Annotated in this window: 27 protein-coding genes and 1 tRNA gene; 23 read left to right on the top strand and 5 right to left on the bottom strand. The window is 56.0% G+C overall.

Annotated elements, in window-relative coordinates; translation table 11 throughout:
• Positions 1-2 precede the first annotated feature (2 nt).
• A tRNA-Gln gene (locus tag SB719_RS12690) sits at positions 3-77 on the top strand.
• Between the two features lie 98 nt (positions 78-175).
• Here the strand turns inward: SB719_RS12690 and ubiF are convergent.
• Complete coding sequence (ubiF, locus tag SB719_RS12685) at positions 176-1,348, bottom strand: 3-demethoxyubiquinol 3-hydroxylase (RefSeq protein ID WP_304232286.1); 1,173 nt, start codon at positions 1,346-1,348, stop codon at positions 176-178.
• A 241-nt stretch (positions 1,349-1,589) separates the two neighbouring features.
• On the opposite strand from ubiF, the gene miaB reads away from it, so the two are divergent.
• The 9 genes from miaB (at position 1,590) to SB719_RS12640 (ending at position 10,857) form a co-directional block, all read left to right on the top strand.
• The gene (gene miaB, locus SB719_RS12680) at positions 1,590-3,014 is read left to right on the top strand and encodes a tRNA (N6-isopentenyl adenosine(37)-C2)-methylthiotransferase MiaB (protein ID WP_065649869.1); all 1,425 of its coding nucleotides are present in this window, start codon (positions 1,590-1,592) and stop codon (positions 3,012-3,014) included.
• 205 nt (positions 3,015-3,219) lie between these two features.
• A complete protein-coding gene (locus tag SB719_RS12675; RefSeq protein ID WP_292969670.1) occupies positions 3,220-4,293 on the top strand; it encodes a PhoH family protein in 1,074 nt (357 codons plus the stop codon).
• A complete protein-coding gene (gene ybeY / locus SB719_RS12670) occupies positions 4,290-4,763 on the top strand; it encodes an rRNA maturation RNase YbeY (protein WP_304232279.1) in 474 nt (157 codons plus the stop codon). Before SB719_RS12675 ends, ybeY begins: the two co-directional genes overlap by 4 nt.
• A gap of 81 nt (positions 4,764-4,844) precedes the next feature.
• Positions 4,845-5,726, top strand: a complete 882-nt coding sequence (corC, locus tag SB719_RS12665) for a CNNM family magnesium/cobalt transport protein CorC (RefSeq protein ID WP_065649872.1) — start codon at positions 4,845-4,847, stop codon at positions 5,724-5,726.
• A gap of 4 nt (positions 5,727-5,730) precedes the next feature.
• Positions 5,731-7,257, top strand: coding sequence for an apolipoprotein N-acyltransferase (gene lnt, locus SB719_RS12660; RefSeq protein ID WP_304232276.1), 1,527 nt, complete (start codon positions 5,731-5,733; stop codon positions 7,255-7,257).
• Between the two features lie 403 nt (positions 7,258-7,660).
• The gene (locus SB719_RS12655) at positions 7,661-8,554 is read left to right on the top strand and encodes a glutamate/aspartate ABC transporter substrate-binding protein (RefSeq protein WP_065649874.1); all 894 of its coding nucleotides are present in this window, start codon (positions 7,661-7,663) and stop codon (positions 8,552-8,554) included.
• 159 nt (positions 8,555-8,713) lie between these two features.
• On the top strand, positions 8,714-9,454 hold the full coding sequence (locus SB719_RS12650) for an amino acid ABC transporter permease (protein WP_065650495.1): 741 nt from the start codon (positions 8,714-8,716) through the stop codon (positions 9,452-9,454).
• Positions 9,454-10,131: a glutamate/aspartate ABC transporter permease GltK gene (gltK, locus tag SB719_RS12645; RefSeq protein WP_065649875.1), complete on the top strand. Its 678-nt coding sequence runs from the start codon at positions 9,454-9,456 to the stop codon at positions 10,129-10,131. The genes SB719_RS12650 and gltK overlap by 1 nt, the downstream gene beginning before the upstream one ends.
• Positions 10,132-10,857, top strand: coding sequence for an amino acid ABC transporter ATP-binding protein (locus tag SB719_RS12640; RefSeq protein ID WP_292969661.1), 726 nt, complete (start codon positions 10,132-10,134; stop codon positions 10,855-10,857).
• A gap of 59 nt (positions 10,858-10,916) precedes the next feature.
• Here SB719_RS12640 and SB719_RS12635 read toward each other — a convergent pair whose 3' ends face one another.
• Entirely contained in the window at positions 10,917-11,399 is a 483-nt protein-coding gene (locus SB719_RS12635) for a zinc ribbon-containing protein (RefSeq protein WP_292969659.1), read from the bottom strand.
• A gap of 302 nt (positions 11,400-11,701) precedes the next feature.
• On the opposite strand from SB719_RS12635, the gene leuS reads away from it, so the two are divergent.
• The 13 genes from leuS to lipA all read left to right on the top strand — a co-directional run bounded on the left by leuS (position 11,702) and on the right by lipA (position 25,190).
• The gene (gene leuS / locus SB719_RS12630; RefSeq protein WP_293006435.1) at positions 11,702-14,284 is read left to right on the top strand and encodes a leucine--tRNA ligase; all 2,583 of its coding nucleotides are present in this window, start codon (positions 11,702-11,704) and stop codon (positions 14,282-14,284) included.
• Between the two features lie 14 nt (positions 14,285-14,298).
• Entirely contained in the window at positions 14,299-14,898 is a 600-nt protein-coding gene (gene lptE, locus SB719_RS12625) for an LPS assembly lipoprotein LptE (protein WP_065649877.1), read from the top strand.
• The gene (holA, locus tag SB719_RS12620; protein ID WP_292969654.1) at positions 14,895-15,926 is read left to right on the top strand and encodes a DNA polymerase III subunit delta; all 1,032 of its coding nucleotides are present in this window, start codon (positions 14,895-14,897) and stop codon (positions 15,924-15,926) included. The genes lptE and holA overlap by 4 nt, the downstream gene beginning before the upstream one ends.
• Entirely contained in the window at positions 15,919-16,587 is a 669-nt protein-coding gene (gene nadD, locus SB719_RS12615; RefSeq protein ID WP_292969652.1) for a nicotinate-nucleotide adenylyltransferase, read from the top strand. Before holA ends, nadD begins: the two co-directional genes overlap by 8 nt.
• 111 nt (positions 16,588-16,698) lie before the next feature.
• Positions 16,699-17,016, top strand: coding sequence for a ribosome silencing factor (rsfS, locus tag SB719_RS12610; protein ID WP_065649880.1), 318 nt, complete (start codon positions 16,699-16,701; stop codon positions 17,014-17,016).
• Positions 17,017-17,019: 3 nt separating this feature from the next.
• Positions 17,020-17,490, top strand: coding sequence for a 23S rRNA (pseudouridine(1915)-N(3))-methyltransferase RlmH (rlmH, locus tag SB719_RS12605; RefSeq protein ID WP_013357098.1), 471 nt, complete (start codon positions 17,020-17,022; stop codon positions 17,488-17,490).
• Positions 17,491-17,523: 33 nt separating this feature from the next.
• Positions 17,524-19,428, top strand: coding sequence for a peptidoglycan DD-transpeptidase MrdA (gene mrdA, locus SB719_RS12600; protein WP_292969646.1), 1,905 nt, complete (start codon positions 17,524-17,526; stop codon positions 19,426-19,428).
• 8 nt (positions 19,429-19,436) lie between these two features.
• Positions 19,437-20,549 carry a peptidoglycan glycosyltransferase MrdB gene (gene mrdB / locus SB719_RS12595; protein WP_065650496.1) on the top strand — a complete coding sequence of 371 codons (1,113 nt, stop codon included), beginning with the start codon at positions 19,437-19,439 and terminating at the stop codon, positions 20,547-20,549.
• 10 nt (positions 20,550-20,559) lie between these two features.
• On the top strand, positions 20,560-21,633 hold the full coding sequence (rlpA, locus tag SB719_RS12590; protein ID WP_292969644.1) for an endolytic peptidoglycan transglycosylase RlpA: 1,074 nt from the start codon (positions 20,560-20,562) through the stop codon (positions 21,631-21,633).
• 124 nt (positions 21,634-21,757) lie between these two features.
• A complete protein-coding gene (gene dacA / locus SB719_RS12585; RefSeq protein WP_065649883.1) occupies positions 21,758-22,969 on the top strand; it encodes a D-alanyl-D-alanine carboxypeptidase DacA in 1,212 nt (403 codons plus the stop codon).
• Positions 22,970-23,064: 95 nt separating this feature from the next.
• Positions 23,065-23,328 (top strand): DUF493 family protein YbeD, encoded by a 264-nt coding sequence (ybeD, locus tag SB719_RS12580; RefSeq protein WP_065649884.1) that lies wholly within the window; start codon positions 23,065-23,067, stop codon positions 23,326-23,328.
• Positions 23,329-23,397: 69 nt separating this feature from the next.
• Complete coding sequence (lipB, locus tag SB719_RS12575; protein WP_065649885.1) at positions 23,398-24,048, top strand: lipoyl(octanoyl) transferase LipB; 651 nt, start codon at positions 23,398-23,400, stop codon at positions 24,046-24,048.
• Between the two features lie 176 nt (positions 24,049-24,224).
• Complete coding sequence (lipA, locus tag SB719_RS12570) at positions 24,225-25,190, top strand: lipoyl synthase (RefSeq protein WP_039383121.1); 966 nt, start codon at positions 24,225-24,227, stop codon at positions 25,188-25,190.
• A 98-nt stretch (positions 25,191-25,288) separates the two neighbouring features.
• Here lipA and tatE read toward each other — a convergent pair whose 3' ends face one another.
• The 3 genes from tatE to SB719_RS12555 all read right to left on the bottom strand — a co-directional run bounded on the left by tatE (position 25,289) and on the right by SB719_RS12555 (position 26,836).
• Positions 25,289-25,492, bottom strand: coding sequence for a twin-arginine translocase subunit TatE (gene tatE, locus SB719_RS12565; protein WP_039383119.1), 204 nt, complete (start codon positions 25,490-25,492; stop codon positions 25,289-25,291).
• 99 nt (positions 25,493-25,591) lie between these two features.
• The gene (locus SB719_RS12560; protein ID WP_292969640.1) at positions 25,592-26,386 is read right to left on the bottom strand and encodes a deaminated glutathione amidase; all 795 of its coding nucleotides are present in this window, start codon (positions 26,384-26,386) and stop codon (positions 25,592-25,594) included.
• Positions 26,387-26,410: 24 nt separating this feature from the next.
• A complete protein-coding gene (locus tag SB719_RS12555) occupies positions 26,411-26,836 on the bottom strand; it encodes a GNAT family N-acetyltransferase (protein ID WP_065649887.1) in 426 nt (141 codons plus the stop codon).
• Positions 26,837-26,841: the final 5 nt, after the last annotated feature.

Here is a 26,841-nt window from a genome sequence, read left to right as displayed (position 1 = left end):
ATTGGGGTGTCGCCAAGCGGTAAGGCACTGGTTTCTGATACCAGCATTCCGGGGTTCGAATCCCTGCACCCCAGCCAAATTGCACAACAGGCCCGCTTTTGCGGGCTTTGTTGTTTCTGACGTTCAGTAAAATGCCGCGCATTCTGCCAGCGCGTTGCGCCAGCAGAGAACCCGATCAGAGCCCCAGCGCGTAACGCAGCGCGCGACGCTTCAGTCCGCCAGCGCGCTCCGCCGCCATCAATCCCAGATTACGTGCCAGCCGCAGCGGCGGCAGCGCATTGCTGAAGGCAAAATAGAACAGATCCATACCGCCCTGCATCAGCAGATTGTCACGATAGCGTTCACGCTGATAGCGCTGCAGCACCGCCATCGCTGACCACGTCTGTGCCTGACTGCGCGCCTCGGTTAACACCGTAATCAGCGCATCCACATCGCGATAGCCCAGGTTAACCCCCTGCCCCGCCAGCGGATTAATTGTATGTGCAGCATCCCCCACCAGCGCCAGTCCCGGCATGACGTAGCGCGTGGCGTGACGCCGGACCAGCGGGAACGACGCCGCGCTTTTTACCTGGAAACGTCCGAGACGGGCCGGGAAGTTCAGACTGACCTCTTTCTCCAGCTGGCTTAGCGGCAGCGCCTGCAGCTGCCGGATACGTGCAGGTGCGTCATACCACACCAGCGATGCATGCTGGTCAAACAGCGGCAGAAAGGCGCGCGGCCCCTGCGGGGTAAATTGCTGCCAGGTGGTATCGCCCGCTGCGTGTTCACATTCAGCACTGATAAGCATGCAGGATTGCGCATAGTTCCAGCCGTGTACACCGATACCTGCCAGCTGACGTACCCGCGAGTTAGCGCCATCCGCGCCAACCACCAGCCGGGCATCAAGCGGTGCGCCCTGATCCAGCGTCACGTGCCAGCCGCCGCTGTGCGGCTGCAGATCCTGCAGGGTTGCCGGGCATAACAGCGCAACGCCATCCTGCTGCATCTGTTCCCACAGCGCCCGCTGCAGTACGCGGTTCTCCACCATATAGCCGAGCACCGGCAGGCCCAGCGATGCCGCATCAAACGTAACGTGCGCGCTCTGCCACTCCCAGGTTTCCAGTTTGCGATAGGGTGCGCTGCGCATCGTCTCTACGCGTGCCCAGGCACCCAGCTGCTGCAGCAGCGCAACCGAAGAAGCACCAATGGCGGATATACGGATATCAGGCTCACGGCTGGCATCAAACGCATCAGGTTCTGCACGCTCAATGACAGCGACGCGGAACTGCTGCTGCGCCAGCCCGCAGGCCAGTGCGGCCCCCACCATGCCACCTCCGACGATGACCACGTCATACTGTCTCTCCTGCATCGATCCTCACCTTTCCTGTTGCCATAACGCCCCACGGCGTTTGCTGATAAACAAAGTGTACCGGAAATCATCCGCAATAGGGGCCTGAGCCGCTTCCTCCTCTCTTTGCCCCCTCGCTGCTGTGCAGCAGTCCGGCTGACACTCAGCAGCGCGAAGTATGACAGGCACGCTGGTCACATCCCCCCCAAAGCATTACACTATGCCCCCTGCACTTCCCTGCTCAGATTCAATGGCTGGTTCAATGACCAAAAAACTGCATATCAAAACCTGGGGCTGTCAGATGAATGAGTATGATTCATCCAAGATGGCTGACCTGCTGAACAGTACGCACGGCTACACTCTGACGGAGGAAGCCGAAGACGCAGATGTTCTGCTGCTCAATACCTGCTCTATCCGTGAGAAAGCGCAGGAGAAAGTTTTTCACCTGTTAGGGCGCTGGAAAAAGCTTAAAGCGGCCAATCCGGATCTTATCATCGGCGTGGGCGGCTGCGTGGCGTCGCAGGAAGGCGATAAACTGCGTCAGCGTGCGCAGTGTGTTGATATCGTCTTTGGGCCACAGACACTGCATCGCCTGCCGGAGATGATTAATCAGGTACGTGGCAATAAAAGCCCGGTCGTTGACGTCAGCTTCCCGGAAATTGAAAAATTTGACCGTCTGCCTGAGCCGCGTGCTGAAGGCCCGACGGCTTTCGTCTCTATCATGGAAGGCTGCAATAAATATTGCACTTTCTGCGTGGTGCCGTATACCCGCGGCGAAGAAGTCAGTCGTCCCTGCGACGATATTCTGCTGGAAATCGCCCAGCTGGCGGCTCAGGGTGTGCGCGAGGTTAATCTGCTGGGTCAGAACGTCAACGCCTATCGCGGCCCAACTTTTGATGACCAGATCTGCACGTTTGCCGAGCTGCTGCGTCTGGTCGCCGCCATTGACGGTATCGATCGCATCCGCTTTACCACCAGCCATCCGATTGAGTTCACCGATGACATCATTGATGTCTATCGCGATACGCCGGAGCTGGTGAGCTTCCTGCATCTGCCGGTTCAGAGCGGTGCCGATCGTATTCTGACGCTGATGAAGCGTGCGCACACCGCGCTGGAGTACAAAGCAATTATTCGCAAGCTGCGCGCAGCACGCCCTGATATCGAAATCAGCTCTGATTTCATCATCGGCTTCCCGGGTGAAACCCAGCACGATTTTGAACAGACCATGAAGCTGATCCACGACGTTAACTTTGATACCAGCTACAGCTTTATCTACTCTGCCCGTCCGGGTACGCCTGCGGCCGACCTGCCTGATGACGTGCCGGAAGAGGAGAAAAAGCAGCGCCTTTACATACTGCAGGATCGTATCCAGCAGCAGGCAATGGCGATCAGCCGCCGCATGGTTGGCACCGTTCAGCGTATTCTGGTTGAGGGCACATCACGTAAAAATGTGATGGAGCTGACCGGACGTACTGAAAATAACCGCGTAGTGAATTTTGAAGGCTCAGTCAGCATGATTGGCAGATTTGTTGACGTTGAAATCGTTGATGTCTACGCCAACTCACTGCGCGGCGTGGTCGTACGCACCGAAGATCGCATGGGACTGCGCGTAGCGCAGAGTCCGGCAGCCGTGATTGCCCGCACCCGCAAAGAGGATGAAACCGGCGTCGGCCTGTATCAGCCCTGACAATTAATGACTGTGCGGCAGCACGCAGCGTGCTGCCGCCTGTTTCATCCGCCAGCCCTTGCATTCTGCAGCGCTCGCCCAAATATCTTTCCCTGCGCTTGCGTCCTGATGCTGTCCCATAAATAATTTTGTCATACGCTGATGACGCGCACGCGCGGCATCCCTACACTTTTTCAACTGGCCCTGTGTGACCCAAAGGATTCAATTGAATATCGAAACTCGTGAAATCGCCCTGGAACCTGCCGACAACCAGCGTCTGATGAGCCTGTGCGGTCCGTTTGATGACAATGTGAAGCAGCTGGAACGCCGTCTGGGCATTGAAATCAACCGCCGTGATAACCAGTTTAAGCTGGTGGGCCGGGCCCTCAGCGTTGACGCCGCTGCACATATTCTGCGTACGCTGTACGTGGATACCGCGCCGGTACGCGGCCACATTCCGGATATCGAACCGGATCAGATCCATCTGGCCATTAAAGAGAGCCGGGTGCTGGAGCAGACCGCTGAAAGCGTGCCGGAGTATGGCAAAGCGGTAAACATTAAAACCAAACGCGGCGTGATTAAGCCGCGCACGCCGAATCAGGCGCAGTACATCGCCAACATTCTCGACCACGATATCACCTTTGGTATTGGCCCGGCGGGTACCGGTAAAACCTATCTTGCAGTAGCCGCCGCGGTTGATGCGCTGGAGCGTCAGGAGATCCGTCGTATTCTGCTGACCCGTCCGGCAGTAGAAGCGGGTGAAAAACTGGGCTTTCTGCCTGGCGATCTGAGCCAGAAGGTTGATCCCTATCTGCGTCCGCTTTATGACGCACTGTTTGAGATGCTCGGCTTTGAGCGGGTTGAAAAGCTGATGGAGCGTAACGTGATTGAGGTGGCGCCGCTCGCCTATATGCGCGGCCGTACGCTGAATGATGCGTTTGTGATCCTTGATGAGAGCCAGAACACCACCATTGAACAGATGAAGATGTTCCTGACGCGCATCGGCTTTAACTCGAAAGCGGTGATCACCGGTGACGTGACGCAGATTGACCTGCCGCGCAGCACTAAGTCGGGTCTGCGCCATGCGATTGAAGTGCTGGCTGACGTCGACGAAATCAGCTTTAACTTCTTCCACAGCGAAGATGTGGTACGCCATCCGGTCGTGGCACGTATTGTAAACGCGTATGAAGCCTGGGAAGAGGCGGATCAGAAACGCCGTGATAAACTGGCGGAAGAGCGTAAACGGGAATCGCTGGCTGCACAGGCTGCGATCGCCACACCACCACAGGAGCCGTCATGAGTACGGTAGTACTGGATTTACAGCAGGCCTGCGCCAAAGCACACGGCCTGCCGGAAGAGACCGCTTTTCAGCGCTGGCTGGAAGCGGCCGTCACCCCTTTTCAGCCTGAAAGCGAAGTGACTATTCGCCTGGTTGATGAAGCGGAGAGTCACGAGCTAAACCTGACTTACCGCGGCAAAGATAAGCCGACCAACGTGCTCTCCTTTCCTTTTGAGGCACCGCCGGGTATTGAACTGCCCCTGCTGGGCGATTTAATCATCTGCCGCCAGGTGGTTGAGCAGGAAGCGGCTGAACAGGGTAAAAGCACGGAAGCCCACTGGGCACATATGGTGGTACACGGCACGCTGCATCTGCTGGGTTATGACCATATTGAAGACAGTGAAGCCGAAGAGATGGAGGCGCTGGAGACTGAGATAATGCTTGCTCTTGGTTATCCCGACCCGTACATTTCGGAGAAAGAAGACGCCTGAGCCACGGGTTCAGGCTACTGTGCTGCCGGCGGGACGCGGGCAGCTATCCTTATCTAATAGCGAGATCGTAATTAAAACGCCATGAGCGACGACCATTCTCAAAACAACGACGCCCCCAGTAGTAAAAAGGGCTTCTTTTCCCTGCTGCTTAGCCAGCTGTTTCACGGTGAACCTAAAAATCGTGATGAACTGCTGGGTCTGATCCGTGATTCTGAACAAAAAGAGCTGATTGATCAGGATACCCGCGACATGCTGGAAGGGGTGCTCGACATTGCCGAACAGCGCGTGCGCGATATCATGATCCCGCGCTCGCAGATGATCACCCTGAAGCGCAATCAGAGTCTGGAAGAGTGCCTGGCAGTGATTATTGAATCTGCACACTCGCGCTTTCCGGTCATCAGCGAAGATAAAGATCACGTTGAAGGCATTCTGATGGCAAAAGATCTGCTGCCGTTTATGAGCAGCAGCGCTGAGCCATTCAGCATGGAAAAGGTGCTGCGTCCGGCGGTGGTAGTGCCGGAAAGCAAGCGTGTTGACCGCATGCTGAAAGAGTTCCGCTCGCAGCGCTATCATATGGCGATTGTTATTGATGAGTTTGGTGGCGTATCCGGTCTGGTTACGATTGAAGATATTCTGGAGCTGATTGTCGGCGAAATTGAAGATGAGTATGACGACGAAGAAGATCGCGACATTCGTCAGCTTAACCGCCACACCTACACGGTACGGGCGCTGACGCCGATTGAAGACTTCAATGAGGCGTTTGGCACTGATTTCAGCGACGACGAAGTGGATACGATTGGTGGTCTGGTTATGCAGGGCTTCGGCCATCTGCCGGCGCGCGGCGAGAGTATCACTATTGATGACTACCACTTCAAAATCGCTATGGCAGACAGCCGTCGTATTATTCAGGTGCATGTGAAAATTCCGGAAGATTCTCCACAACCGCAACTCGAAGACGAATAATTTTATGGCATCAGCCTCTCTTTTTTCCCGCCAGCGGATACGTCTGCTGCTGGCGCTGATTGCGGGTGCCACCGGCACCCTCGCCTTTTCTCCTTACGACTTCTGGCCTGCAGCACTTATCTCGCTGGCGGGTTTGCAGGTCTTACTGCCAGGCCGTCGTCCTGCACAGGCTGCAGCGATCGGCTTTACATGGGGCTTTGGCCTGTTTGGCAGCGGCATTAACTGGGTCTATGTCAGCATCGCTACGTTTGGCGGTATGCCTGGCCCGGTAAATGTCTTTCTGGTGCTGCTGCTGGCAGCGTATCTGGCGCTCTATCCGCTGCTGTTTGCCGTGGTGCTTAACCGCTTCTGGCCGCGTACTACCGTATGGCGGCTGGTGCTGGCGGCACCGGCATTATGGCAAATCAGTGAGTTTTTGCGCGGCTGGGTACTGACCGGTTTCCCCTGGCTGCAGTTTGGCTACAGCCAGATTGACGGGCCGCTGAAAGGTATTGCGCCGCTTGCGGGCGTTGAGACCATCACCTTCCTGCTGATGATGATTGCCGGACTGCTGGTCTTTGCCCTGCACCAGCGCAGTCTGAGAAGTCTGATCGTTGCCGCAGCCCTGCTGCTGCTGCCGTGGCCGCTGCGTATGCTGCACTGGTATCAGCCACTGCCGGCACGCAGCGTGGATGTGGCGATGGTACAGGGTAATATTCCGCAGTCGATGAAGTGGGATCCACAGCAGCTGCGCGACACGCTGCGCGTCTATACCAGCTACAGTCAGCCCTTTATAGGCAGCGCACCGCTGATTATCTGGCCTGAATCTGCTATTACCGATCTTGAGAGTAATCAGCAGCCCTTCTTACATGCGCTGGATGCGGAGCTGCGCGCGCGCGGCAGCAGCCTGATCACCGGCATTGTTGACTCACGCATTGAGGGGGATAATCGCTATCATGATTATAATTCCGTCATCGTGCTCGGCGGCAAGCAGCCCTACAGCTATCAGAGCCGCAACCGCTATCAGAAAAACCATCTGGTCCCGTTTGGCGAGTTTGTGCCGCTGGAGAGCCTGCTGCGTCCGCTGGCGCCGTTCTTCGATCTGCCGATGTCCTCTTTCAGCCGCGGGGCTTACGTTCAGCCACAGCTTAACGTGGCGGGTTATAACCTCACCAGCGCCATCTGCTATGAAATCGTCCTGGGAGAACAGGTCCGTGCCAACTTCCGGCCAGATACTAACTTCCTGCTGACGGTTTCAAATGATGCCTGGTTCGGCCACTCAATTGGCCCGTGGCAGCATTTTCAGATGGCGCGCATGCGTGCACTTGAGCTGGGCCGTCCGCTGCTGCGCTCAACAAACAACGGCGTTACGGCGGTAGTCAACGCCGATGGCGATGTTGAGAAGATGATACCGCAGTTTACCCGCCGGGTACTGGAGGCGCGCGTAACACCTACTGCAGGTGAAACGCCCTATGCACGCAGCGGTATCTGGCCTGTCTGGTTACTGACGCTCGCAGCGATCACTGCTGCCATTGTACGCCGTCGCGTCTGACGTACGCACTCTCCCTGAAGCGAAGCTACGGCTTCGCTTTTTTTTGCCATTTTGCTGCAACATTTTCCTGCACTGCCATCTGATATGGCACGAAGCTTGCTGCTAACCATGGCAACCATGGCTAATGCCGGCAGCAGGCTGCGTGCCGTCAGCATTGCGCACTGTTACCGGGCACGGCTGCGCACTGAAACGGCGCAAGGCAGTGATATTGCTTTGTAATGGTGCGGAGCGGCTCGCAAAAAACAAAGTTTTTTGTTTCATTGCGTTAACATTTCGCTATGTTAGTCCCTATCCTGCGCGCAGTTGCGCTAAAGGGTTATTAAAAAAAGCAGCAGGACACAGACATCACATCACGCTCTGCGCAGTTTTATTCTGCGCGACATCCACACGAAGGAGTTGGAACATGCAAATGCGCAAAGTGGCCTTATCACTTCTGCTGTTGGGAGCAGCAGCGGGCGCGGCTCAGGCAGAAGATCTCACCGGCACGCTGAAAAAGATTAACGACAGCGGCGTTATTGTCGTCGGCCATCGTGAGTCATCCGTTCCCTTTTCTTATTATGACAACCAGCAAAAAGTTGTTGGCTATTCGCAGGACTACTCCAGCGCTATTGTGGCCGCGATCAAAGCCAAACTGAACAAACCCGATCTGCAAATCAAAATGCTGCCTATAACCTCGCAGAACCGTATTCCACTGCTGCAGAACGGCACCTACGATTTTGAATGTGGTTCCACCACGAATAACGTTGAACGTCAGCAGCAGGCTGCTTTCTCTGACACCATCTTTATTATCGGCACCCGTTTACTGGTGAAAAAAGGCGGTGACATTAAAGACTTCACCGATCTGAAAGGCAAAACGGTTGTGGTGACCTCCGGCACGACCTCTGAAATTCTGCTGCGGAAGCTGAATGATGAGAAAAAGCTCGATATGCGCATTATCAGTGCCAAAGATCATGGTGACTCGTTCCGGACGCTGGAAACCGGACGTGCCGTCGCCTTTATGATGGATGATGCCCTGCTGGCTGGCGAACGCGCCAAGGCGAAGAAACCTGATAACTGGGAGATTACGGGCACACCGCAATCCAAAGAAGCTTACGGCTGCATGCTGCGTAAAGACGACCCACAGTTTAAACAGCTGCTGGATGACACCATTGCTAAGGCGCAGACCTCCGGTGAAGCGACTAAATGGTTCGATAAATGGTTCAAACAACCTATTCCGCCCAAAAACCTCAACCTGAATTTTGAGCTCTCCTCCGATATGCAGGCCCTGTTTAAAGCACCTAACGACAAGGCGCTGTAACGTAACAACGATAACACGGGCAGCCAGGCTGCCCTCCTGATTGCTGAACATGCGGTATGGACAGACAGACTGCTGCGGGTCGTTCCCCTGCGGCAGAAAAAAAAACCGCTCAACAATCTTATGGGTAGCCTGGCTACCCTTTTTTTACCGGAGCTCGTTATGGGTATCGACTGGAACTGGGGCATTTTTTTACAGCAGGCTCCGTTCGGCAATACGACTTACCTTGGCTGGCTGTGGTCCGGATTTCAGGTGACCGTCGCGGTCTCCTGCTGCGCCTGGATTATCGCCTTTCTGGTGGGATCGCTGTTTGGCATTCTGCGTACCGTCCCTAATCGCCTGCTGGCTGCGATTGGCACCTGCTATGTAGAGCTGTTTCGTAATATTCCGCTGATTGTACAGTTCTTCTTCTGGTATCTGGTGGCACCGGAACTGGTCGGTGAAAAACTTGGCATGTGGTTTAAGGCGGAACTCGATCCAAATATTCAGTTCTTTCTCTCTTCTATGATTTGTCTCGGACTCTTTACCGCAGCACGCGTCTGCGAGCAGGTACGGGCGGCAATTCAGTCGCTGCCGCGCGGACAGAAAAATGCCGGACTGGCAATGGGACTGACGCTGTCACAAACCTATCGTTATGTGCTGCTGCCTAACGCCTACCGTGTCATTGTGCCGCCGATGACTTCTGAAATGCTGAACCTGGTAAAGAATTCCGCCATCGCCTCTACGATTGGCCTGGTAGACCTGGCTGCACAGGCTGGCAAGCTGCTCGACTACTCGGCGCACGCCTATGAGTCCTTTACCGCGATTACGCTTGCCTATGTCGGCATTAATCTGGTGATTATGCTGGTTATGAGTCTGGTAGAACGCAAAATTCGCCTGCCCGGCAACCTGGGAGGGAAATAATGTACGATTTTGACTGGAGCTCTATTCCGCCCAGCCTGCCCTACCTGCTTAACGGCATGGTGATTACGCTGAAGATTACCGCCGTCGCGGTGGTGTTTGGCATTATCTGGGGCACCATTCTGGCCGTCATGCGTCTTTCAACGCTTGCCCCGGTACGCTGGTTTGCAAAACTCTACGTTAACCTGTTCCGTTCAGTCCCGCTGGTCATGGTACTGCTGTGGTTCTACCTGGTGGTTCCGAGCTTTCTGCAGCAGGTGCTGGGCCTGTCGCCCCAGACGGATATTCGTCTTATCTCTGCCATGGTGGCCTTTGCGCTATTTGAAGCTGCTTACTATTCCGAGATTATTCGCGCCGGTATCCAGAGTATCTCACGCGGACAGTCAAATGCCGCACTGGCGCTTGGCATGACGCAGTGGCAATCAATGAAGCTGATTATTCTGCCACAGGCGTTCCGCGCCATGGTGCCGCTGCTGCTTACTCAGGGCATTGTGCTGTTCCAGGATACCTCACTGGTCTATGTCCTGAGCCTGGCGGATTTCTTCCGCACCGCCTCAACTATTGGTGAGCGCGATGGTACCCAGGTGGAAATGGTTCTGTTTGCCGGTCTGGTCTATTTCGCGATCAGCCTGAGCGCGTCGTTGCTGGTTAGCTATCTGAAAAGAAAAAGGACAGTTTAAATGATTAGCCTGAAAAATGTTTCTAAGTGGTATGGGCACTTTCAGGTGCTGACCGACTGCTCAACCGAGGTAAAAAAAGGAGAAGTGGTCGTAGTCTGCGGGCCATCAGGGTCGGGCAAATCCACGCTGATTAAAACCGTCAACGGGCTGGAGCCGGTTCAGCAGGGCAGCATTCAGGTCAACGGCACTGAAGTGAACAACAAAAAGACTAATCTGGCCAAACTGCGCAGTCAGGTCGGCATGGTGTTTCAGCACTTTGAGCTGTTTCCTCATCTGAGTATCATCGACAACCTGGTACTGGCGCAGGTAAAAGTGTTAAAGCGCGACAAAGCGACGGCGCGCGATAAAGGCCTGGCATTGCTGAAGCGCGTGGGACTCTCCGCCCATGCAGAGAAGTTTCCAGGACAGCTTTCAGGGGGGCAGCAACAGCGCGTAGCGATCGCCCGTGCGCTCTGCATGGATCCAATCGCGATGCTGTTTGATGAGCCCACCTCCGCGCTCGATCCGGAGATGATCAACGAAGTGCTGGATGTGATGGTTGAACTGGCCAATGAAGGCATGACGATGATGGTGGTGACACACGAAATGGGCTTTGCACGCAAAGTAGCCAACCGCGTTATCTTTATGGATGAAGGAAAAATTGTCGAAGACACCCGCAAAGATGACTTCTTTAATAATCCGCAGTCCGGGCGCGCGAAAGAGTTTCTGGCAAAAATTCTGCACTAAGCGCTGATCCATGCGCGCCGCCTGCTCAAACGCAGCGGCGCGCAGTGTTAACCACTCTGTCAGGGCTCAAACGGCTGGCGCTGAAACTGGTCGTGATTGCATTCCGGACAGCGCGTCAGACTTTCAGGCGTATAAATAGCGCGCGTAAAGCCGCAGTTTTCGCACACCAGATTGCCCAGACCAACCACCTCGCCGCTCTGATAAACGCCGTGGTGATGCAAATCTTTAAACACTTCGCGCCACTCCAGCTGGCTCTTATCGGTGATATCCGCCAGCTCTTTCCACAGGCTCTCGCGGATCACACGTAAAAAGACCGAATCTTCCAGCGTGCTCTCCGCTTGCGGATAGCTGCGGGAGAATTCGTAGAGATCGCGTCGCACCGCCCGCATAACTTCATCCACTTCTGAAGATGAGAGGCTCTCATCGGTCAGCAGATCCTGACGCGCTTCCGCGACCAGCGCGTCGATATCGCGTTCACCACGCTCCAGTCGCTGGGTTAACGTTGCTACCGTGGTTCGATACGCCTGCGCCACGTTGTTCATTTTATTCTCCTTTCTGCTGTGAGGGCTGCTGTAAGTTTAGCCGCTTTATCACAAAACCTCTGACGGGCATGGCGTAAATTGCAAAAGCGCGGAACCTGCAACGCATTCCGCAGAAAAGCAGAAGAGAGAAACGGTGAAATGTTGTTGAGGGCGGGGCTTATGGGTATGCTATGCGGATCATAAGTAGACAAACCCGGCCTGTTCAATGCGGCGGTGAAGCCACCAGACGATGATGTCAGCGGCTCTGCTGCTGCTGCAGACAGCTTGGGAAAAACGATTTTTACTAAGGATCACAGGCAGCCATGCAAGAGCAATACCGCCCGGAAGAGATAGAATCCCGCGTCCAGCAGCACTGGGACGAAAATGAAACCTTCAAAGTCACCGAGCAGGAAGGCAAAGAGAAATATTACTGCCTGTCGATGCTGCCCTATCCTTCTGGCCGCCTGCATATGGGCCACGTGCGTAACTACACCATTGGTGATGTCATTGCCCGCTATCAGCGCATGCTGGGTAAAAACGTCCTGCAGCCGATTGGCTGGGACGCATTTGGCCTGCCGGCTGAAGGCGCTGCAGTAAAAAATAACACTGCGCCTGCGCCCTGGACCTACGACAATATCGACTACATGAAGAACCAGCTTAAGCTGCTGGGCTTTGGCTACGACTGGAGTCGTGAACTGGCCACCTGCCAGCCAGAGTACTATCGCTGGGAACAGTGGTTCTTCACCAAACTCTACGAAAAAGGTCTGGTTTATAAAAAAACCTCAGCGGTTAACTGGTGCCCGAACGATCAGACAGTGCTGGCTAACGAACAGGTGATCGATGGCTGCTGCTGGCGCTGCGATACCAAAGTTGAGCGCAAAGAGATCCCGCAGTGGTTTATCAAAATCACCGACTACGCTGAAGAGCTGCTTAACGACCTCGACAAGCTGGATGAGTGGCCGGAGCAGGTTAAAACCATGCAGCGTAACTGGATCGGTCGCTCAGAAGGCGTTGAGATCACGTTTGACGTCGCGCACAGCGACGAAAAGGTCACGGTTTATACGACCCGTCCCGATACCTTTATGGGCGCGACCTACATCGCCGTGGCTGCGGGTCATCCGCTGGCGCGTCAGGCTGCCGCAGGCAATCCGGTGCTGGCCGATTTCATCGCCGAATGCAGCACGACCAAAGTAGCAGAAGCAGATATGGCGACGATGGAGAAGAAAGGCATGGCGACCGGCCTGTCTGCTATCCATCCGCTGACCGGTGAAGCGATTCCGGTGTGGGTCGCGAACTTTGTTCTGATGGAGTATGGCACCGGTGCAGTGATGGCGGTCCCGGGTCATGACCAGCGCGACTGGGAGTTTGCCACTAAATATGGCCTGAACATCAAGCCGGTTATCCGCACCCTTGATGGTTCAGAACCCGATCTGAGCAGCGCCGCCATGACCGAAAAAGGCACGCTGTTTAATTCAGGTGAGTTCGACGGTCTGGATCATCAGGCAGGCTTCAACGCGATTGCTGACGCGCTGGCCGCAAAAGGCGTTGGCGTACGCAAAGTCAATTACCGTCTGCGCGACTGGGGCGTCTCACGTCAGCGCTACTGGGGCGCACCTATTCCGATGGTGACGCTGGAAGATGGCACGGTCATGCCAGCGCCAGAAGATCAGCTGCCGGTTATTCTGCCGGAAGATGTGGTCATGGATGGTATCACCAGCCCAATCAAAGCGGACCCGGAGTGGGCCAAAACCACTGTGAATGGTCAGCCGGCACTGCGTGAAACCGATACCTTTGACACCTTCATGGAGTCTTCCTGGTACTATGCACGCTATACCTGTGCTAACTACAACGAAGGCATGCTGGATCCGGCTGCGGCCAACTACTGGCTGCCGGTAGACCAGTATGTGGGCGGCATCGAACACGCCATCATGCACCTGATGTACTTCCGTTTCTATCACAAGCTGCTGCGTGATGCGGGCCTGGTAAATTCGGATGAGCCCGCTAAACGTCTGCTGTGTCAGGGCATGGTGCTGGCAGACGCGTTCTACTACGTTGGCGTTAACGGTGAGCGTAACTGGGTCTCCCCGGTTGATGTCACCGTTGAGCGCGATGATAAAGGTCGCATCACCAAAGCAGTGGATAATCAGGGCCGGGATGTTATCTACGCCGGCATGAGCAAAATGTCGAAGTCGAAAAATAACGGCATCGACCCGCAGCTGATGGTTGAGCGTTATGGCGCCGATACCGTACGCCTGTTCATGATGTTTGCATCGCCAGCTGATATGACGCTGGAGTGGCAGGAATCTGGCGTAGAAGGGGCTAACCGCTTCCTGAAACGCGTCTGGAAACTGGCTTACGATCATGTAGCAAAAGGCGCCACTGCCGCACTGGATGTCAGCGCACTGAATAGTGAGCAGAAAGCACTGCGTCGCGATCTGCATAAAACCATTGCAAAAGTTGCGGATGACATTGGCCGTCGTCAGACCTTCAACACCGCTATCGCTGCTATCATGGAGCTGATGAACAAGCTGCTGCGCGCGCCGCAGGAGAGCGAACAGGATCGCGCGCTGATGCAGGAAGCGCTGGTCGCCGTCACGCGCCTGCTCTATCCGTTCACGCCGCATGCCAGCTATGTGCTGTGGCAGGCGCTGGGTGGCGAAGGCAGCATTGATAATGCACCGTGGCCTGAAGCGGATGAAGCCGCAATGGTCGATGATTCAATGCTGGTCGTGGTACAGGTTAACGGTAAAGTGCGCGGCAAAGTCACCGTGGCAGCAGATGCTACTCAGGAGCAGGTGCAGGCGAGAGCCGCCCAGGAGCCACTGGTGGCAAAATATCTGGACGGCGTCACGCTGCGTAAAGTGATTTATGTCCCTGGCAAACTGCTTAACCTGGTCGTGGGTTAAGTTCAGGAGGAACTGTGCGACAACTAGTTATCAGGCTGTTTGTCCTGCTTGCGGTGCTGGCCACCGCAGGCTGTGGATTTCATCCGCGTGGCACCACTCAGGTGCCATCGGAGATGAAAACGCTGATTGTACAGAGTGGCGATCCCTACGGGCCGCTGGCGCGCACCGTGCGTCAGCAGCTGCGCATCAACGATGTCAACATCGTTGAGGACAGCAAAGAGGCCAGCGCAACTTACCCGACGCTGCGTCTGGGAAGTGTGCGACAGGGGCGTGACACCGCGTCAGTGTTTATCAGCGGTACCACGGCGGAATATTCGCTGGTGATGACGCTGACCGCGCAGGTCGTGCTGCCAGGCAAAGGAATTTATCCTATCAGCACCACGGTCTACCGCTCGTTCTTCGACAACCCTAACGCCGCACTGGCAAAGGATGCGGAACAGGATATGATCCTGCAGGAGATGCGTCAGCGTGCAGCAGAGCAGCTGGTGCGTAAACTGCTCACGGTGCATGCCGCGCAGCTCAATAACAAAGAGACGCTGCCGGAGCCGGAGGTTATTACGCCGGGTTCTGATTCACCGGAAGTGCCCTCCTCTTCCGCCACCAGTCTGCAATGATCAGGATTTATCCTGAGCAACTGCACGCGCAGCTTCGTGAGGGGCTGCGCGCCTGCTATTTTCTCGCCGGTAATGAACCCCTGCTGATTCAGGAGAGTGCGGATGCTATTCGCGCCGCTGCTGGCAGCCAGGGGTTTGAAGAGCACTTTGCGGTGACGCTTGATGCCCAGACCGACTGGCAGGCGCTTTTCGCCAGCTGTCAGGCGCTGAGTCTGTTCACCCTGCGTCAGACACTGACGCTGACGCTGCCGGAAAACGGGCCGAATGCTGCGATGGCTGAGCAGCTGGTTACTCTTTCTGCCTTACTGCACAGCGATATTCTGCTGGTGCTGCGTATGACAAAACTGACCAAAGCACAGGAAAACAGCGCCTGGTATAAAGCGCTGAGTGCGCAGGCAGTACTGGTGCCGTGTCAGACGCCTGAACAGGCACAGCTGCCGCGCTGGGTCGCCGCTCGCGCCAAAGCGATGCAGCTCAGCGTCGATGACGCTGCTGTTCAGCTGCTTTGCTACTGCTATGAAGGCAATCTGCTGGCGCTGGCCCAGGCGCTGGAGCGGCTGTCGCTGCTCTGGCCTGACGGCAAGCTGACGCTGCCTCGGGTGGAAGCCGCAGTAAACGATGCTGCCCATTTTACGCCCTTTCACTGGGTGGATGCGCTGCTGGCGGGAAAAGGTAAGCGGGCGCTGCACATCCTGCATCAGCTGCAGAAAGAGGACAGCGAACCGGTGATCCTGCTGCGTACCCTGCAGCGCGATCTGCTGACGCTGCTGCATCTGCAGCGCAATCAGGCAAAGCAGCCTCTGCGTGCGCTTATGGACCAGCAGCGCATCTGGCAGAACCGGCGTGCGCTCTTCACTGGGGCGCTGCAGCGGCTGGACGCCGAACGGCTGCATCAGGCGATACACTTGCTGGCTGAGCTGGAGCTCACCATGAAGCAGGATTATGGTCAGAATCTCTGGCCGCAGCTGGAAACGCTCTCGCTGCTGCTCAGTCAGCGCCACTTTCCGTCAGGATTACATGATGTCTGAGCTCAGCGCCCTGTTTGGCGGCACGTTTGATCCGGTGCATTATGGTCATCTGCATCCGGCAGAGGCGCTGGCGCAGCAGGTTGGGCTGAAAAAAGTCACGCTGATGCCCAACAATGTGCCCCCCCACCGGCCACAGCCGGAAGCGAGTGCCGCACAGCGGGTGGCGATGCTGCAGTGTGCGATTGCCGACCGGCCCCTGTTTGATATCGACACGCGCGAGCTGCAGCGCCAGACCCCCTCCTGGACTGTCACCACGCTGGAAGCGCTGCGTGAGGAGCGCGGTCCCCGGCAGCCGCTCGGCTTTATCATCGGCCAGGATTCACTGCTGTCGCTGCATAAATGGCATCGCTGGCAGGAGCTGCTGTCACTCTGTCACCTGCTGGTTTGCAAACGACCCGGCTATGCAACAGAAATGGGGTCGCCTGAGATGCAGCGGTGGCTGGAACAGCATCAGACGCAGGATAGTGCGGCGCTGCACAACGCGCCGGCGGGCCATATCTGGCTGGCGGAAACGCCGCTTTATGCTATTTCTGCCACTGAAATCCGCCAGCGGCGTCATCAGGGGCAATCCTGCAGCACGCTGCTGCCGGCAGCGGTGATCGACTATATCGATCGCACCGGCCTCTATCGGGATGTTCCGCCAGCCGGCGCGGGTAAATAACCCGGATATATATCCCCCCCGGTTGTAGCATGCTATACTGCGCCGCTTAATTTTTGGCTGCATTTCCGGGCATTCAGCCAGCCCGCATTACCTGTTTTTAAGGGGAACCTTTTGCAAGGCAAAGCACTCCAAGAGTTCGTTATTGATAAAATTGATGATCTTAAAGGCCAGGATATCATTGCGATTGATGTTCAGGGCAAATCCAGCATCACCGATTACATGATCATCTGCACCGGCACCTCAACCCGCCATGTTGCCTCTATTGCCGATCACGTTATGCAGGAGTCCCGCGCAGCTGGCCTGACCCCGCTGGGCGTGGAAGGTAAAGCGGCAGCGGACTGGGTTGTTGTCGATCTCGGTGACGTCATTGTGCACGTAATGCAGGAAGAGAGCCGTCAGCTTTATGAGCTGGAAAAGCTCTGGAGCTAAGCAGTGAAACTGCAACTTGTAGCCGTTGGCACTAAAATGCCCGACTGGGTTCAGACCGGTTTTATGGAGTATCTGCGGCGTTTTCCCAAAGATATGCCGTTTGAGCTGACTGAAGTTACGGCCGGAAAACGCGGCAAAAACGCTGATATTAAACGCATTCTGGAAAAAGAAGGCGAAGCGATGCTGGCGGCAGTGGGCAAAGGTAATCGTATTGTCACGCTCGATATTCCCGGACAGCCGTGGGAAACCCCACAGCTGGCACAGCAGCTGGAACGCTGGAAACTGGATGGCCGTGACGTCAGCCTGCTGATTGGTGGTCCTGAAGGCCTGGCTCCGGCGTGTAAAGCCGCTGCCGAACAGAGCTGGTCGCTGTCGGCGCTGACGCTGCCTCATCCGCTGGTACGCGTACTGGTTGCTGAAAGCCTTTACCGCGCCTGGAGTATTACCACGAATCACCCTTATCATCGTGAATAAACGCCCGACAACCTCCAGATAAAAACGCAGCGGATGAAACTACAGAGCAACGCTTTTCGCGATTACACTGCCGAACAAAAACTGTTTGTCCGCCGCGCCCTTGTGGCGTTCATCGGCATTCTGCTGCTCTCCTGCGTGCTGATTTTCAACCTCTATCATTTGCAGATCCTGCGGTTTGATGATTACAGCACCCGCTCGAATGAGAACCGTATCAAGCTGGTACCGGTCGCCCCGAGCCGCGGCATCATCTACGATCGCAACGGCGTTCCGCTGGCGCTGAACCGCACGATTTATCAGGCGGAACTGGTTCCGGAAAAAGTTGACGACCTGAAGCAGACGCTGCAGGCGCTGCGACCGGTGCTGGATCTGACTGACGACGATATCGACGCCTTTGAAAAAGAGCGCAAGCGCTCGCGTCGCTTTACCTCTATTCCGGTCAAAACCGGCCTGAATGAAGTCCAGGTTGCACGTTTTGCCGTGAATCAATACCGCTTTCCCGGCGTGGAAGTTAAAGGCTACCAGCGCCGCTATTACCCTTATGGCCAGACGCTGACGCACGTTGTGGGATATGTATCCAAAATCAACGATCGCGATGTCAAACGCCTTGATGAAGAGGGTAAGTGGCCTAACTATGCCGCCACGCATGATATCGGCAAGCTCGGTATCGAAAACTACTATGAAGATGTGCTGCACGGCAAAACCGGCTATGAAGAGGTCGAGGTCAATAACCGTGGCCGTGTGATCCGTCAGCTGCATGAGCAGTCTCCGCAGGCGGGCCGCGATATCTGGCTGACCGTTGATCTCCGGCTGCAGCAATACATTGAAACCCTGCTGACCGGCAGCCGGGCAGCGGTTGTTGTCAGCGATCCGCGCACCGGTGAGATCCTGGCGCTGGTCTCCACGCCAAGCTACGACCCCAACCTGTTTGTCGATGGCATCTCCAGTAAAGATTACAAGGCGCTGCTGAGTGATGAAAACCGGCCACTCTATAACCGCGCACTGCAGGCCGCCTACCCGCCCGCCTCGACGGTAAAACCTTACGTCGCGGTATCAGCGCTGAGCGCGGGCGTCATTAACCGTAATACCAGCCTGTTCGATCCTGGCTGGTGGCAGCTCCCCGGTTCTGAAAAGCGTTACCGTGACTGGAAAAAATGGGGTCACGGCCGTCTTAACGTTACAAAATCGCTGGAAGAGTCAGCGGATACGTTCTTCTATCAGGTCGCCTATGATATGGGCATCGATCGCCTCTCGGAGTGGATGACCAAATTTGGCTATGGTCATCGCACCGGTATCGATCTGCCGCAGGAGAGCGCCGGTAATATGCCGACGCGCGACTGGAAAATGAAACGCTTTAAAAAACCCTGGTATCAGGGTGACACGATTCCGGTCGGTATCGGACAGGGCTACTGGACTGCTACGCCGGTACAGATGAACAAAGCGATGATGATCCTGATTAATGATGGGGTTATCAAAGTGCCGCATCTGCTGCGCGCTACGCGTGAGGGCAGCGCCATGGTGCCTTATCGTCAGCCGCCGGATGCACCGATTGGCGATATTCACTCCGGCTATTGGGAGATTGCCAAAGATGGCATGTATGGCGTCGCCAACCGCGCCAACGGTACCGCACACAAAAGCTTTGCTGATGCGCCCTATAAAATTGCTGCCAAGTCAGGTACCGCACAGGTATTTGGCCTGAAAGAGAATGAAACCTATAACGCGCACAAAATTGCCGAACGCCTGCGCGATCACAAACTCATGACCGCTTTTGCGCCATACGACAAACCGCGCGTGGCCGTTACCATCATTCTGGAGAACGGCGGCGCCGGCCCGGCAGTGGGAACCGTAATGCGCCAGATCCTCGATCACATAATGCTGGGTGACAATAATACGGTGCTGCCTGAAGCCGCCCCGACGCCGCCCGGCTACGAAGGTGAATAATCATGTCGATGAACGATAGTCCGCAGAAAAGGACGATCTGGACACGTATCCATATCGACCCGCTGTTTATGTTAATTGTTATTGCGCTGCTGACTTACAGCGCCATTGTGATCTGGAGCGCCAGCGGGCAGGATCCGGGCATGATGGAGCGGAAGCTGGGTCAGATTGCTATGGGCACGGTGATCATGCTGGTGATGGCGCAGGTGCCGCCGCGCGTTTATGAGAGCTGGGCGCCCTATCTCTATATTGTTTGCGTGATTTTACTGATAGCCGTTGACGCCTTTGGCCATATCAGTAAAGGCGCACAGCGCTGGCTCGATCTTGGATTTGTGCGCTTTCAGCCGTCAGAAATAGCCAAAATTGCCGTGCCGCTGATGGTCGCGCGCTTTATTAACCGCGACGTCTGTCCGCCCACGCTGAAAAATACCGGCATCGCCCTGGTGCTGATCTTTATGCCTACACTGCTGGTGGCAGCACAGCCCGATCTCGGCACCTCTATTCTGATCGCCGCTTCCGGCCTGTTTGTGCTGTTCCTGTCCGGTATGAGCTGGAAACTGATTGGCGTCGCGGTGCTGCTGGTTGCCGCCTTTATTCCGGTGCTGTGGTTTTTCCTGATGCATGACTATCAGCGCGATCGCGTGATGATGCTGCTCGATCCTGAAAGCGACCCGCTCGGCGCGGGGTATCACATTATTCAGTCCAAAATAGCCATCGGTTCCGGTGGCCTGCGCGGTAAAGGCTGGCTGCACGGTACGCAGTCCCAGCTGGAGTTTCTGCCGGAGCGTCATACCGACTTTATCTTTGCCGTGCTGGCAGAGGAGCTGGGCCTGGTCGGCGTGCTGCTGCTGCTGCTGCTCTATCTGCTGCTGATTATGCGCGGCCTGATCATCGCCGCACGGGCGCAAACCACGTTTGGTCGCGTGATGTCAGGCGGATTAATGCTGATTCTGTTTGTTTATGTTTTCGTTAATATCGGCATGGTAAGTGGTATCTTACCGGTGGTTGGCGTACCGCTGCCGCTGGTCAGTTACGGCGGGTCGGCGCTGATCGTGTTAATGGCGGGGTTCGGCATTGTCATGTCGATCCATACTCATCGAAAAATGTTGTCTAAAAGCGTTTAAGAGGCTGCACATGCGTAAGGACTGGCTTGGGGTTGCACTGGCGTCACTGGTATTAAGTGCCTGTACCACACAGGAACCGCAAACAAATACGCCACCGCCACAACCGGCGTATAACGGTCCGGTAGTGGAGATCCCGGGCGTTGAGCCGCGCTATGAACCGATCAATCCGGCCACCAGCCAGGATTACAGCGTGAATGGCAAAACCTGGCGCGTGGTCAAAAATCCGTCCAGCTTCAGTGAAGTGGGCCTGGCAACCTGGTATGGCGATGAAGCTAAAGGCAACCGCACCGCTATTGGTGAAACCTACGATCCTGATGCACTGACCGCCGCGCATCCTACCCTGCCCCTGCCAAGCTACGTGCGTGTCACCAATATGGCCAACGGCCGGCAGATTGTGGTACGCGTCAACGATCGCGGTCCCTACATGCCGGGGCGTATTATCGATCTGTCACGCGCCGCGGGCGATCGTCTGAATATTTCAAACAATACGCGCGTACGGGTCGACTTTATCAATGTCGCGCCTGATGGCTCAGTTTCCGGCCCCGGTACAATTGGCACCACGGTGGCGAAGCAGAGCTACGCGCTGCCCGCCCGTCCCGATCTCAGCGGCGGTAACGTCATGAACGGCGGCAGCGCGCCGCAGCCCGCAGACACAGACGTGCGCGAAGTTGATAACCGCGCGCTGCAGGGCGACGACAGCCTGGGTGCCCCGGTACAGAGCAGCGGCTTTCTGGGCGCGCCGCAGCCGTTAGCAAACGGCGTGCTGGAGGGCAGCGAGCCGCCACCGGCCCCTGCACCCGCAGTAGCCGCCCCTGCCGCTCCCGCTGCCGCGACCAGCCAGAGCGCACCGGCCAGCGGCAGCTATGTTGTGCAGGCTGGCGCGCTGAATGATGCAGGTCGCGCACAGCAGCTGGCCAGCACGCTGGGTAAGCGCTTTGGCGTGCCGGGTAAGGTTGAGAGCAGCGGTAATGTTTACCGCGTTCAGCTTGGCAGCTTTGCCCGCCGTGCGGATGCTGCGGCCCTGCAGCAGCGCCTCAGTACGGAAGCGCAGATTAACGCCTTTATTACCACAGCCCGTCCCTGAAAGTGACGGACAGTAACATTTACGGCTAAAACTGACCGGCAATGCGGGATGCTGCCCGATCCCGCATTTGCTATAGTAAGGCACTTTTTTCACCCTTAACCCCACGGATGTTGTAGTCCTTAACATGAATACGCTGAAACCTTCTCGTTTGCTGAAACGCCTGACAGTGGGATCACTGGTCGCCTTCTCTCTCAGCCATGTTGCCTTTGCTGATGATATCAATCTCAAAACCATGATTCCGGGTGTGCCGGACATTGATGCTGAGGCTTATGTACTAATCGACTATAACTCCGGCAAGGTACTGGCAGAAAAGAACGCTGATGCGCGCCGCGATCCCGCCAGCCTGACTAAAATGATGACCAGCTACGTTATCGGTCAGGCGGTTAAAGCCGGTAAGATCCATCAGGATGATATTGTTACCGTGGGCAAAGACGCCTGGGCTACCGGCAATCCGGTATTCAGGGGCTCATCGCTGATGTTCCTGAAACCGGGCGATCGTGTACCGGTCTCCCAGCTGACACGCGGCATCGTGCTGCAGTCCGGTAACGACGCCTGTGTTGCGATGGCTGATTACGTGGCTGGCAGCCAGGATGCGTTCGTTAACCTGATGAATAACTATGTTGGCGCACTGGGCCTGAAAAATACGCACTTCCAGACGGTACATGGTCTGGATGCTGACGGCCAGTATAGCTCCGCGCGGGATATGGCGCTGATTGGCCAGGCGCTGATCCGCGACGTGCCGGATGAGTACGCTATCTACCGTGAGAAAGAGTTCACCTTTAACAATATTCGTCAGATGAACCGCAACGGTCTGCTGTGGGACAGCAGTCTGGCAGTAGACGGCATCAAAACCGGTCATACTGAAGCGGCGGGCTATAACCTGGTGGCGTCTGCTACCGAAGGCCAGATGCGCCTGATCTCCGCCGTAATGGGCGGCCACACCTTTAAAGGACGCGAGACCGAAAGCAAAAAGCTGCTGACCTGGGGCTTCCGCTTCTTCGAAACCGTGGCACCGCTGAAAGCGGGTAAAGAGTTTGCTTCTGAACCCGTCTGGTTTGGCAATACCGATCGCGTTCAGCTGGGCGTGGAGAAAGACGCCTATCTGACTATCCCGCGCGGCCGGATGAAAGATCTGAAGGCGAGCTATGTGCTGAACAACACTGAACTGCACGCGCCGCTGAAGAAAAACCAGGTGGTTGGCAGCATTAACTTCCAGCTTGATGGTAAAACGGTTGAGCAGCGCCCGCTGGTCGTATTGAATGAAGTTGAGGAAGGCGGTTTCTTTGGCCGCATCATCGACTACATCAAGCTGATGTTCCATCACTGGTTTGGCTGAGTCGCGGTTGAAAAATCACCAGCCCGCCCATAAATAAGATATGATCAAGGCTCTCGCCCAGGCGGGAGCCTGTTTTTTTAAGCACCGGAGTTAATATGAAAACCAAACTGAATGAACTGCTCGAATTCCCTACCCCCTTTACCTATAAAGTTATGGGACTGGCGCAGCCAGAGCTGGTTGATCAAGTGGTTGAAGTGGTGCAGCGGCATGCGCCTGGCGACTATACACCTGACGTAAAGCCCAGCAGCAAAGGCAACTACCACTCTGTATCCATCACCATTACCGCGACCCATATTGAGCAGGTTGAAACGCTCTATGAAGAGCTGGGTAACATCGATATCGTGCGCATGGTTCTGTAATACCGGCGCTGGCAAAGCCCGCTTTGCCAGCGTTATACTCAGGCTTTCCCTCTTTACCGGACCTCTGCTGTGTCTGCAAATACACTTCTTGTACGCAATCTTGGCCTGCGCGACTGGCAGCCTGTCTCTGACGCCATGCATCACTTTACCGATACCCGCAACGCGGAAACCCCCGACGAGCTTTGGCTGGTCGAGCACGCGCCGGTTTTTACGCAGGGACAGGCTGGTAAAGCTGAACATCTGCTGATGCCGGGCGATATCCCGGTGGTGCAGAGCGATCGCGGGGGTCAGGTCACTTATCACGGCCCGGGCCAGCAGGTCATGTACGTGCTGGTAGATATTAAGCGGCGCAGGCTGGGCGTGCGCGAGCTGGTTACGGCACTGGAAGAGACCGTCATTGCCACCCTGGCAGAGTACGGCGTGGCGGCGCGCGCGCGCGCAGATGCGCCCGGCGTTTACGTGGGTGATGACAAAATCTGTTCGCTCGGATTGCGGATCCGTAAAGGCTGTTCATTTCACGGGCTGGCGCTGAATATCGCGATGGATCTGGCTCCGTTTCTGCGTATCAATCCGTGCGGCTATGCCGGGATGCAGATGACGCAGCTGAGCCAGTTCCGGCCCGGTGCTCTGCCGGCTGACGTGCGTCCGCGTCTGGTGGCACACTTCGCGCGTCTGACCGGATTTGACGAGATGGCCTGGCAGGATGAAAGCGCGGACTGACCTTGTCTGTGCGTGCGTATTTACAAAATTGTAACCTTTCTCACCGCATAGCGGCTGCTTCTGCAGCGGCGAGATGATATAATTTTTGCAAATTTTTCAAAAAAAGTTGAAAGCCTGGTTCTCAGTTTGAGTGAGGAAGCTTTCAAATCGCAATCCCGATCGGAACCTGCAGATTTATGAGTAAACCAATTCAGATGGAACGCGGCGTCAAGTATCGCGATGCCGACAAAATGGCGCTGATTCCGGTGAAAACCGTGGTCACCGAGCGCGACGAAATTCTGCGTAAGCCGGAGTGGATGAAGATCAAGCTGCCGGCCGACTCCAGCCGCATTCAGGGCATCAAAGCCGCGATGCGTAAAAATGGCCTGCACTCCGTTTGCGAAGAAGCCTCCTGCCCGAACCTGGCAGAGTGTTTTAACCACGGCACCGCCACCTTTATGATCCTGGGCGCCATCTGTACCCGTCGCTGCCCGTTCTGCGACGTGGCACACGGTCGTCCTAACGCCCCTGATGCGAACGAGCCGCTGAAGCTGGCGCAGACCATTGCCGATATGGCGCTGCGGTACGTGGTTATCACCTCTGTCGATCGCGACGATCTGCGTGACGGCGGCGCACAGCACTTTGCTGACTGCATCACGGCTATTCGTGAGAAGAGTCCCAGCATCAAAATTGAAACGCTGGTCCCTGACTTCCGCGGGCGTATGGATCGTGCGCTGGAGATCCTCACCGCCACGCCGCCTGACGTGTTTAACCACAACCTGGAAAACGTGCCGCGCGTCTATCGTCAGGTACGTCCTGGCGCTAACTATGAGTGGTCGCTTAAGCTGCTGGAGCGCTTTAAAGAGGCGCATCCTGATATCCCGACTAAATCGGGCCTGATGGTCGGCCTGGGCGAAACCAATGCAGAGATTGTGGAAGTGATGCGCGATTTGCGTCGTCACGGCGTAACCATGCTGACGCTGGGACAATATCTGCAGCCCAGCCGTCACCATCTGCCGGTACAGCGCTATGTCAGCCCGGCGGAATTTGATGAGATGAAAGAAGAAGCGATGGCGATGGGCTTTACGCACGCCGCCTGCGGCCCGTTTGTGCGCTCGTCTTACCATGCGGATATGCAGGCTAAAGGACTGGAAGTAAAATAATCCTCTGCTGACATCTTTCTGATACAAAAAAACCAGTCTCTTTGAGTCTGGTTTTTTTTCATCACAACTTGTTACAGTTGTGCGGCCCGGGCACGCCGTTACTCTTTATGGCTGACGCGCTCTGCCGGGATCTCATCTGCACTGCTCTTTGCAACGGTGCTGTCGTCGTCTTTCATGGCTTTTTTAAAGCCCTTGATCGCCGATCCTAAATCACCGCCCAGTGAACGCAGCTTATTAGTACCAAATAACAGAACAATAAGCGCACCGATAATCAGCAGCTTGGCAATACTGATACCTTCCATACTCTACCTTCAGCTCTCACGTATAACGGACAGCGCTTATTAACGCGCACTCTGCGCCGGCACTCAACAGAATTCTGTAACAGAGTAAGATCGGATCGATCACTCCTGACGCAGCTGCGGCGTGGCAAAGCGGCGGTTCTCCAGCACCGGCAAAATGCGGCGTGCGTAAGCGAGTCGCTCCCTTTCCAGATCGGCAAAGATCAGCGCCGCAGATTCAGCGGCCTGCGCGATCGTCACCCCCAGCGGATCGATCGTCATACTGTTGCCAATATTACGCGGCCCGCATTCTCCGGTGGCAACCAGATAACAGGTATTTTCCAGTGCGCGGGTAGCAGTCAGTAGCGCCCAGTGACGCTCTTTTTGCGGACCTCTGACCCAGGCCGCGGGCAGTACCAGCACGTCTGCCCCATCCAGTGCCAGACGTCGTGCCAGCTCAGGAAAGCGAATATCGTAGCAGGTCATCAGCCCGACCTTCATACCCGCGACTTCAATCAGCGGCGGGATACTGCTGCCTGGCGTCACGCGCTGCGACTCCTGCATCGCAAAGGCGTCATAGAGATGCAGCTTGGCGTACCGGGCAATGATCCTGCCACTACGCAATGCAATCAGCATGTTTTGCGTTTTTCCTGCTGCAGCCGGCACGTGCACGCTCATAATAGTCGTGAGGCTGTTCTCTGCACTTTCAGCCAGCAGCGCGCTGACAAACGGGCCATCAAGCGGCTGTGCCGCCTGCAGAATACGATCGGGATGATCCCTGTCCTGCATCAGCACCGCTTCCGGCAGGACCAGCAAATCGGCCCCCCCTGCCCGCGCACGCTGCATCAGATCGCGACAGGTAACGATATTCTCCTGCCACTCGCTACTGACGGCGAACTGCCCCATTGCCGCTCTCATTTTTTCTCCTCCGGTACCGCTGTGCTAACAGAGATCTTTTATATGATAGCGCGGTGACTCCACATAGCCTTCACGTGCGTAAAACTGATTGGCCTTAAGCCGCGAAGCGTGACAGTGCACCTCCATACGATCGCAGCCTCGCTGCCGCGCCAGCTGCTCAGCGTGGGACAGCAGCTGCTGGCCGCTGCCTTTACTGCGTTCACCTTCCGCAATGCAAAAATAGCTGATACGGGCGAAATCCCCTGCCAGCGCCAGCTGCGGGATAAAATGCAGCGACAAAAATCCCAGCACCTGCGCCCCGTGCTCCGCCACCAGCAGGATCTCATCCGGATGAGTACAAAGCTGCGCCAGACGCGCTTCAATAACGTGCTCAGTGCCGCTATAGCCAAGCTCAGCCAGCAGCGCGCTCAGGGCGAAACAGTCATCAGGCCGCGCTTTTCGTATATGCATCGTGC

Source organism: Pantoea sp. SIMBA_079, from assembly GCF_046940275.1.
Taxonomy (GTDB): Bacteria; Pseudomonadota; Gammaproteobacteria; order Enterobacterales; family Enterobacteriaceae; genus Pantoea; species Pantoea borealis.
The sequence above is the reverse complement of the archived record's forward strand: the minus strand, read 5'-3'. Positions and strand labels throughout refer to the sequence as shown.

Bases quoted from the DNA above. Each gene is read 5' to 3' on its own strand.
- ubiF (WP_304232286.1), bottom strand. From the start codon at position 1,348: ATGCAGGAGAGACAGTATGACGTGGTCATCGTCGGAGGTGGCATGGTG.
- miaB (WP_065649869.1), top strand. From the start codon at position 1,590: ATGACCAAAAAACTGCATATCAAAACCTGGGGCTGTCAGATGAATGAG.
- ybeY (WP_304232279.1), top strand. From the start codon at position 4,290: ATGAGTACGGTAGTACTGGATTTACAGCAGGCCTGCGCCAAAGCACAC.
- corC (WP_065649872.1), top strand. From the start codon at position 4,845: ATGAGCGACGACCATTCTCAAAACAACGACGCCCCCAGTAGTAAAAAG.
- lnt (WP_304232276.1), top strand. From the start codon at position 5,731: ATGGCATCAGCCTCTCTTTTTTCCCGCCAGCGGATACGTCTGCTGCTG.
- SB719_RS12655 (WP_065649874.1), top strand. From the start codon at position 7,661: ATGCAAATGCGCAAAGTGGCCTTATCACTTCTGCTGTTGGGAGCAGCA.
- SB719_RS12650 (WP_065650495.1), top strand. From the start codon at position 8,714: ATGGGTATCGACTGGAACTGGGGCATTTTTTTACAGCAGGCTCCGTTC.
- gltK (WP_065649875.1), top strand. From the start codon at position 9,454: ATGTACGATTTTGACTGGAGCTCTATTCCGCCCAGCCTGCCCTACCTG.
- SB719_RS12640 (WP_292969661.1), top strand. From the start codon at position 10,132: ATGATTAGCCTGAAAAATGTTTCTAAGTGGTATGGGCACTTTCAGGTG.
- SB719_RS12635 (WP_292969659.1), bottom strand. From the start codon at position 11,399: ATGAACAACGTGGCGCAGGCGTATCGAACCACGGTAGCAACGTTAACC.
- leuS (WP_293006435.1), top strand. From the start codon at position 11,702: ATGCAAGAGCAATACCGCCCGGAAGAGATAGAATCCCGCGTCCAGCAG.
- holA (WP_292969654.1), top strand. From the start codon at position 14,895: ATGATCAGGATTTATCCTGAGCAACTGCACGCGCAGCTTCGTGAGGGG.
- nadD (WP_292969652.1), top strand. From the start codon at position 15,919: ATGTCTGAGCTCAGCGCCCTGTTTGGCGGCACGTTTGATCCGGTGCAT.
- mrdA (WP_292969646.1), top strand. From the start codon at position 17,524: ATGAAACTACAGAGCAACGCTTTTCGCGATTACACTGCCGAACAAAAA.
- mrdB (WP_065650496.1), top strand. From the start codon at position 19,437: ATGAACGATAGTCCGCAGAAAAGGACGATCTGGACACGTATCCATATC.
- rlpA (WP_292969644.1), top strand. From the start codon at position 20,560: ATGCGTAAGGACTGGCTTGGGGTTGCACTGGCGTCACTGGTATTAAGT.
- dacA (WP_065649883.1), top strand. From the start codon at position 21,758: ATGAATACGCTGAAACCTTCTCGTTTGCTGAAACGCCTGACAGTGGGA.
- ybeD (WP_065649884.1), top strand. From the start codon at position 23,065: ATGAAAACCAAACTGAATGAACTGCTCGAATTCCCTACCCCCTTTACC.
- lipA (WP_039383121.1), top strand. From the start codon at position 24,225: ATGAGTAAACCAATTCAGATGGAACGCGGCGTCAAGTATCGCGATGCC.
- tatE (WP_039383119.1), bottom strand. From the start codon at position 25,492: ATGGAAGGTATCAGTATTGCCAAGCTGCTGATTATCGGTGCGCTTATT.
- SB719_RS12560 (WP_292969640.1), bottom strand. From the start codon at position 26,386: ATGAGAGCGGCAATGGGGCAGTTCGCCGTCAGTAGCGAGTGGCAGGAG.
- SB719_RS12555 (WP_065649887.1), bottom strand. From the start codon at position 26,836: ATGCATATACGAAAAGCGCGGCCTGATGACTGTTTCGCCCTGAGCGCG.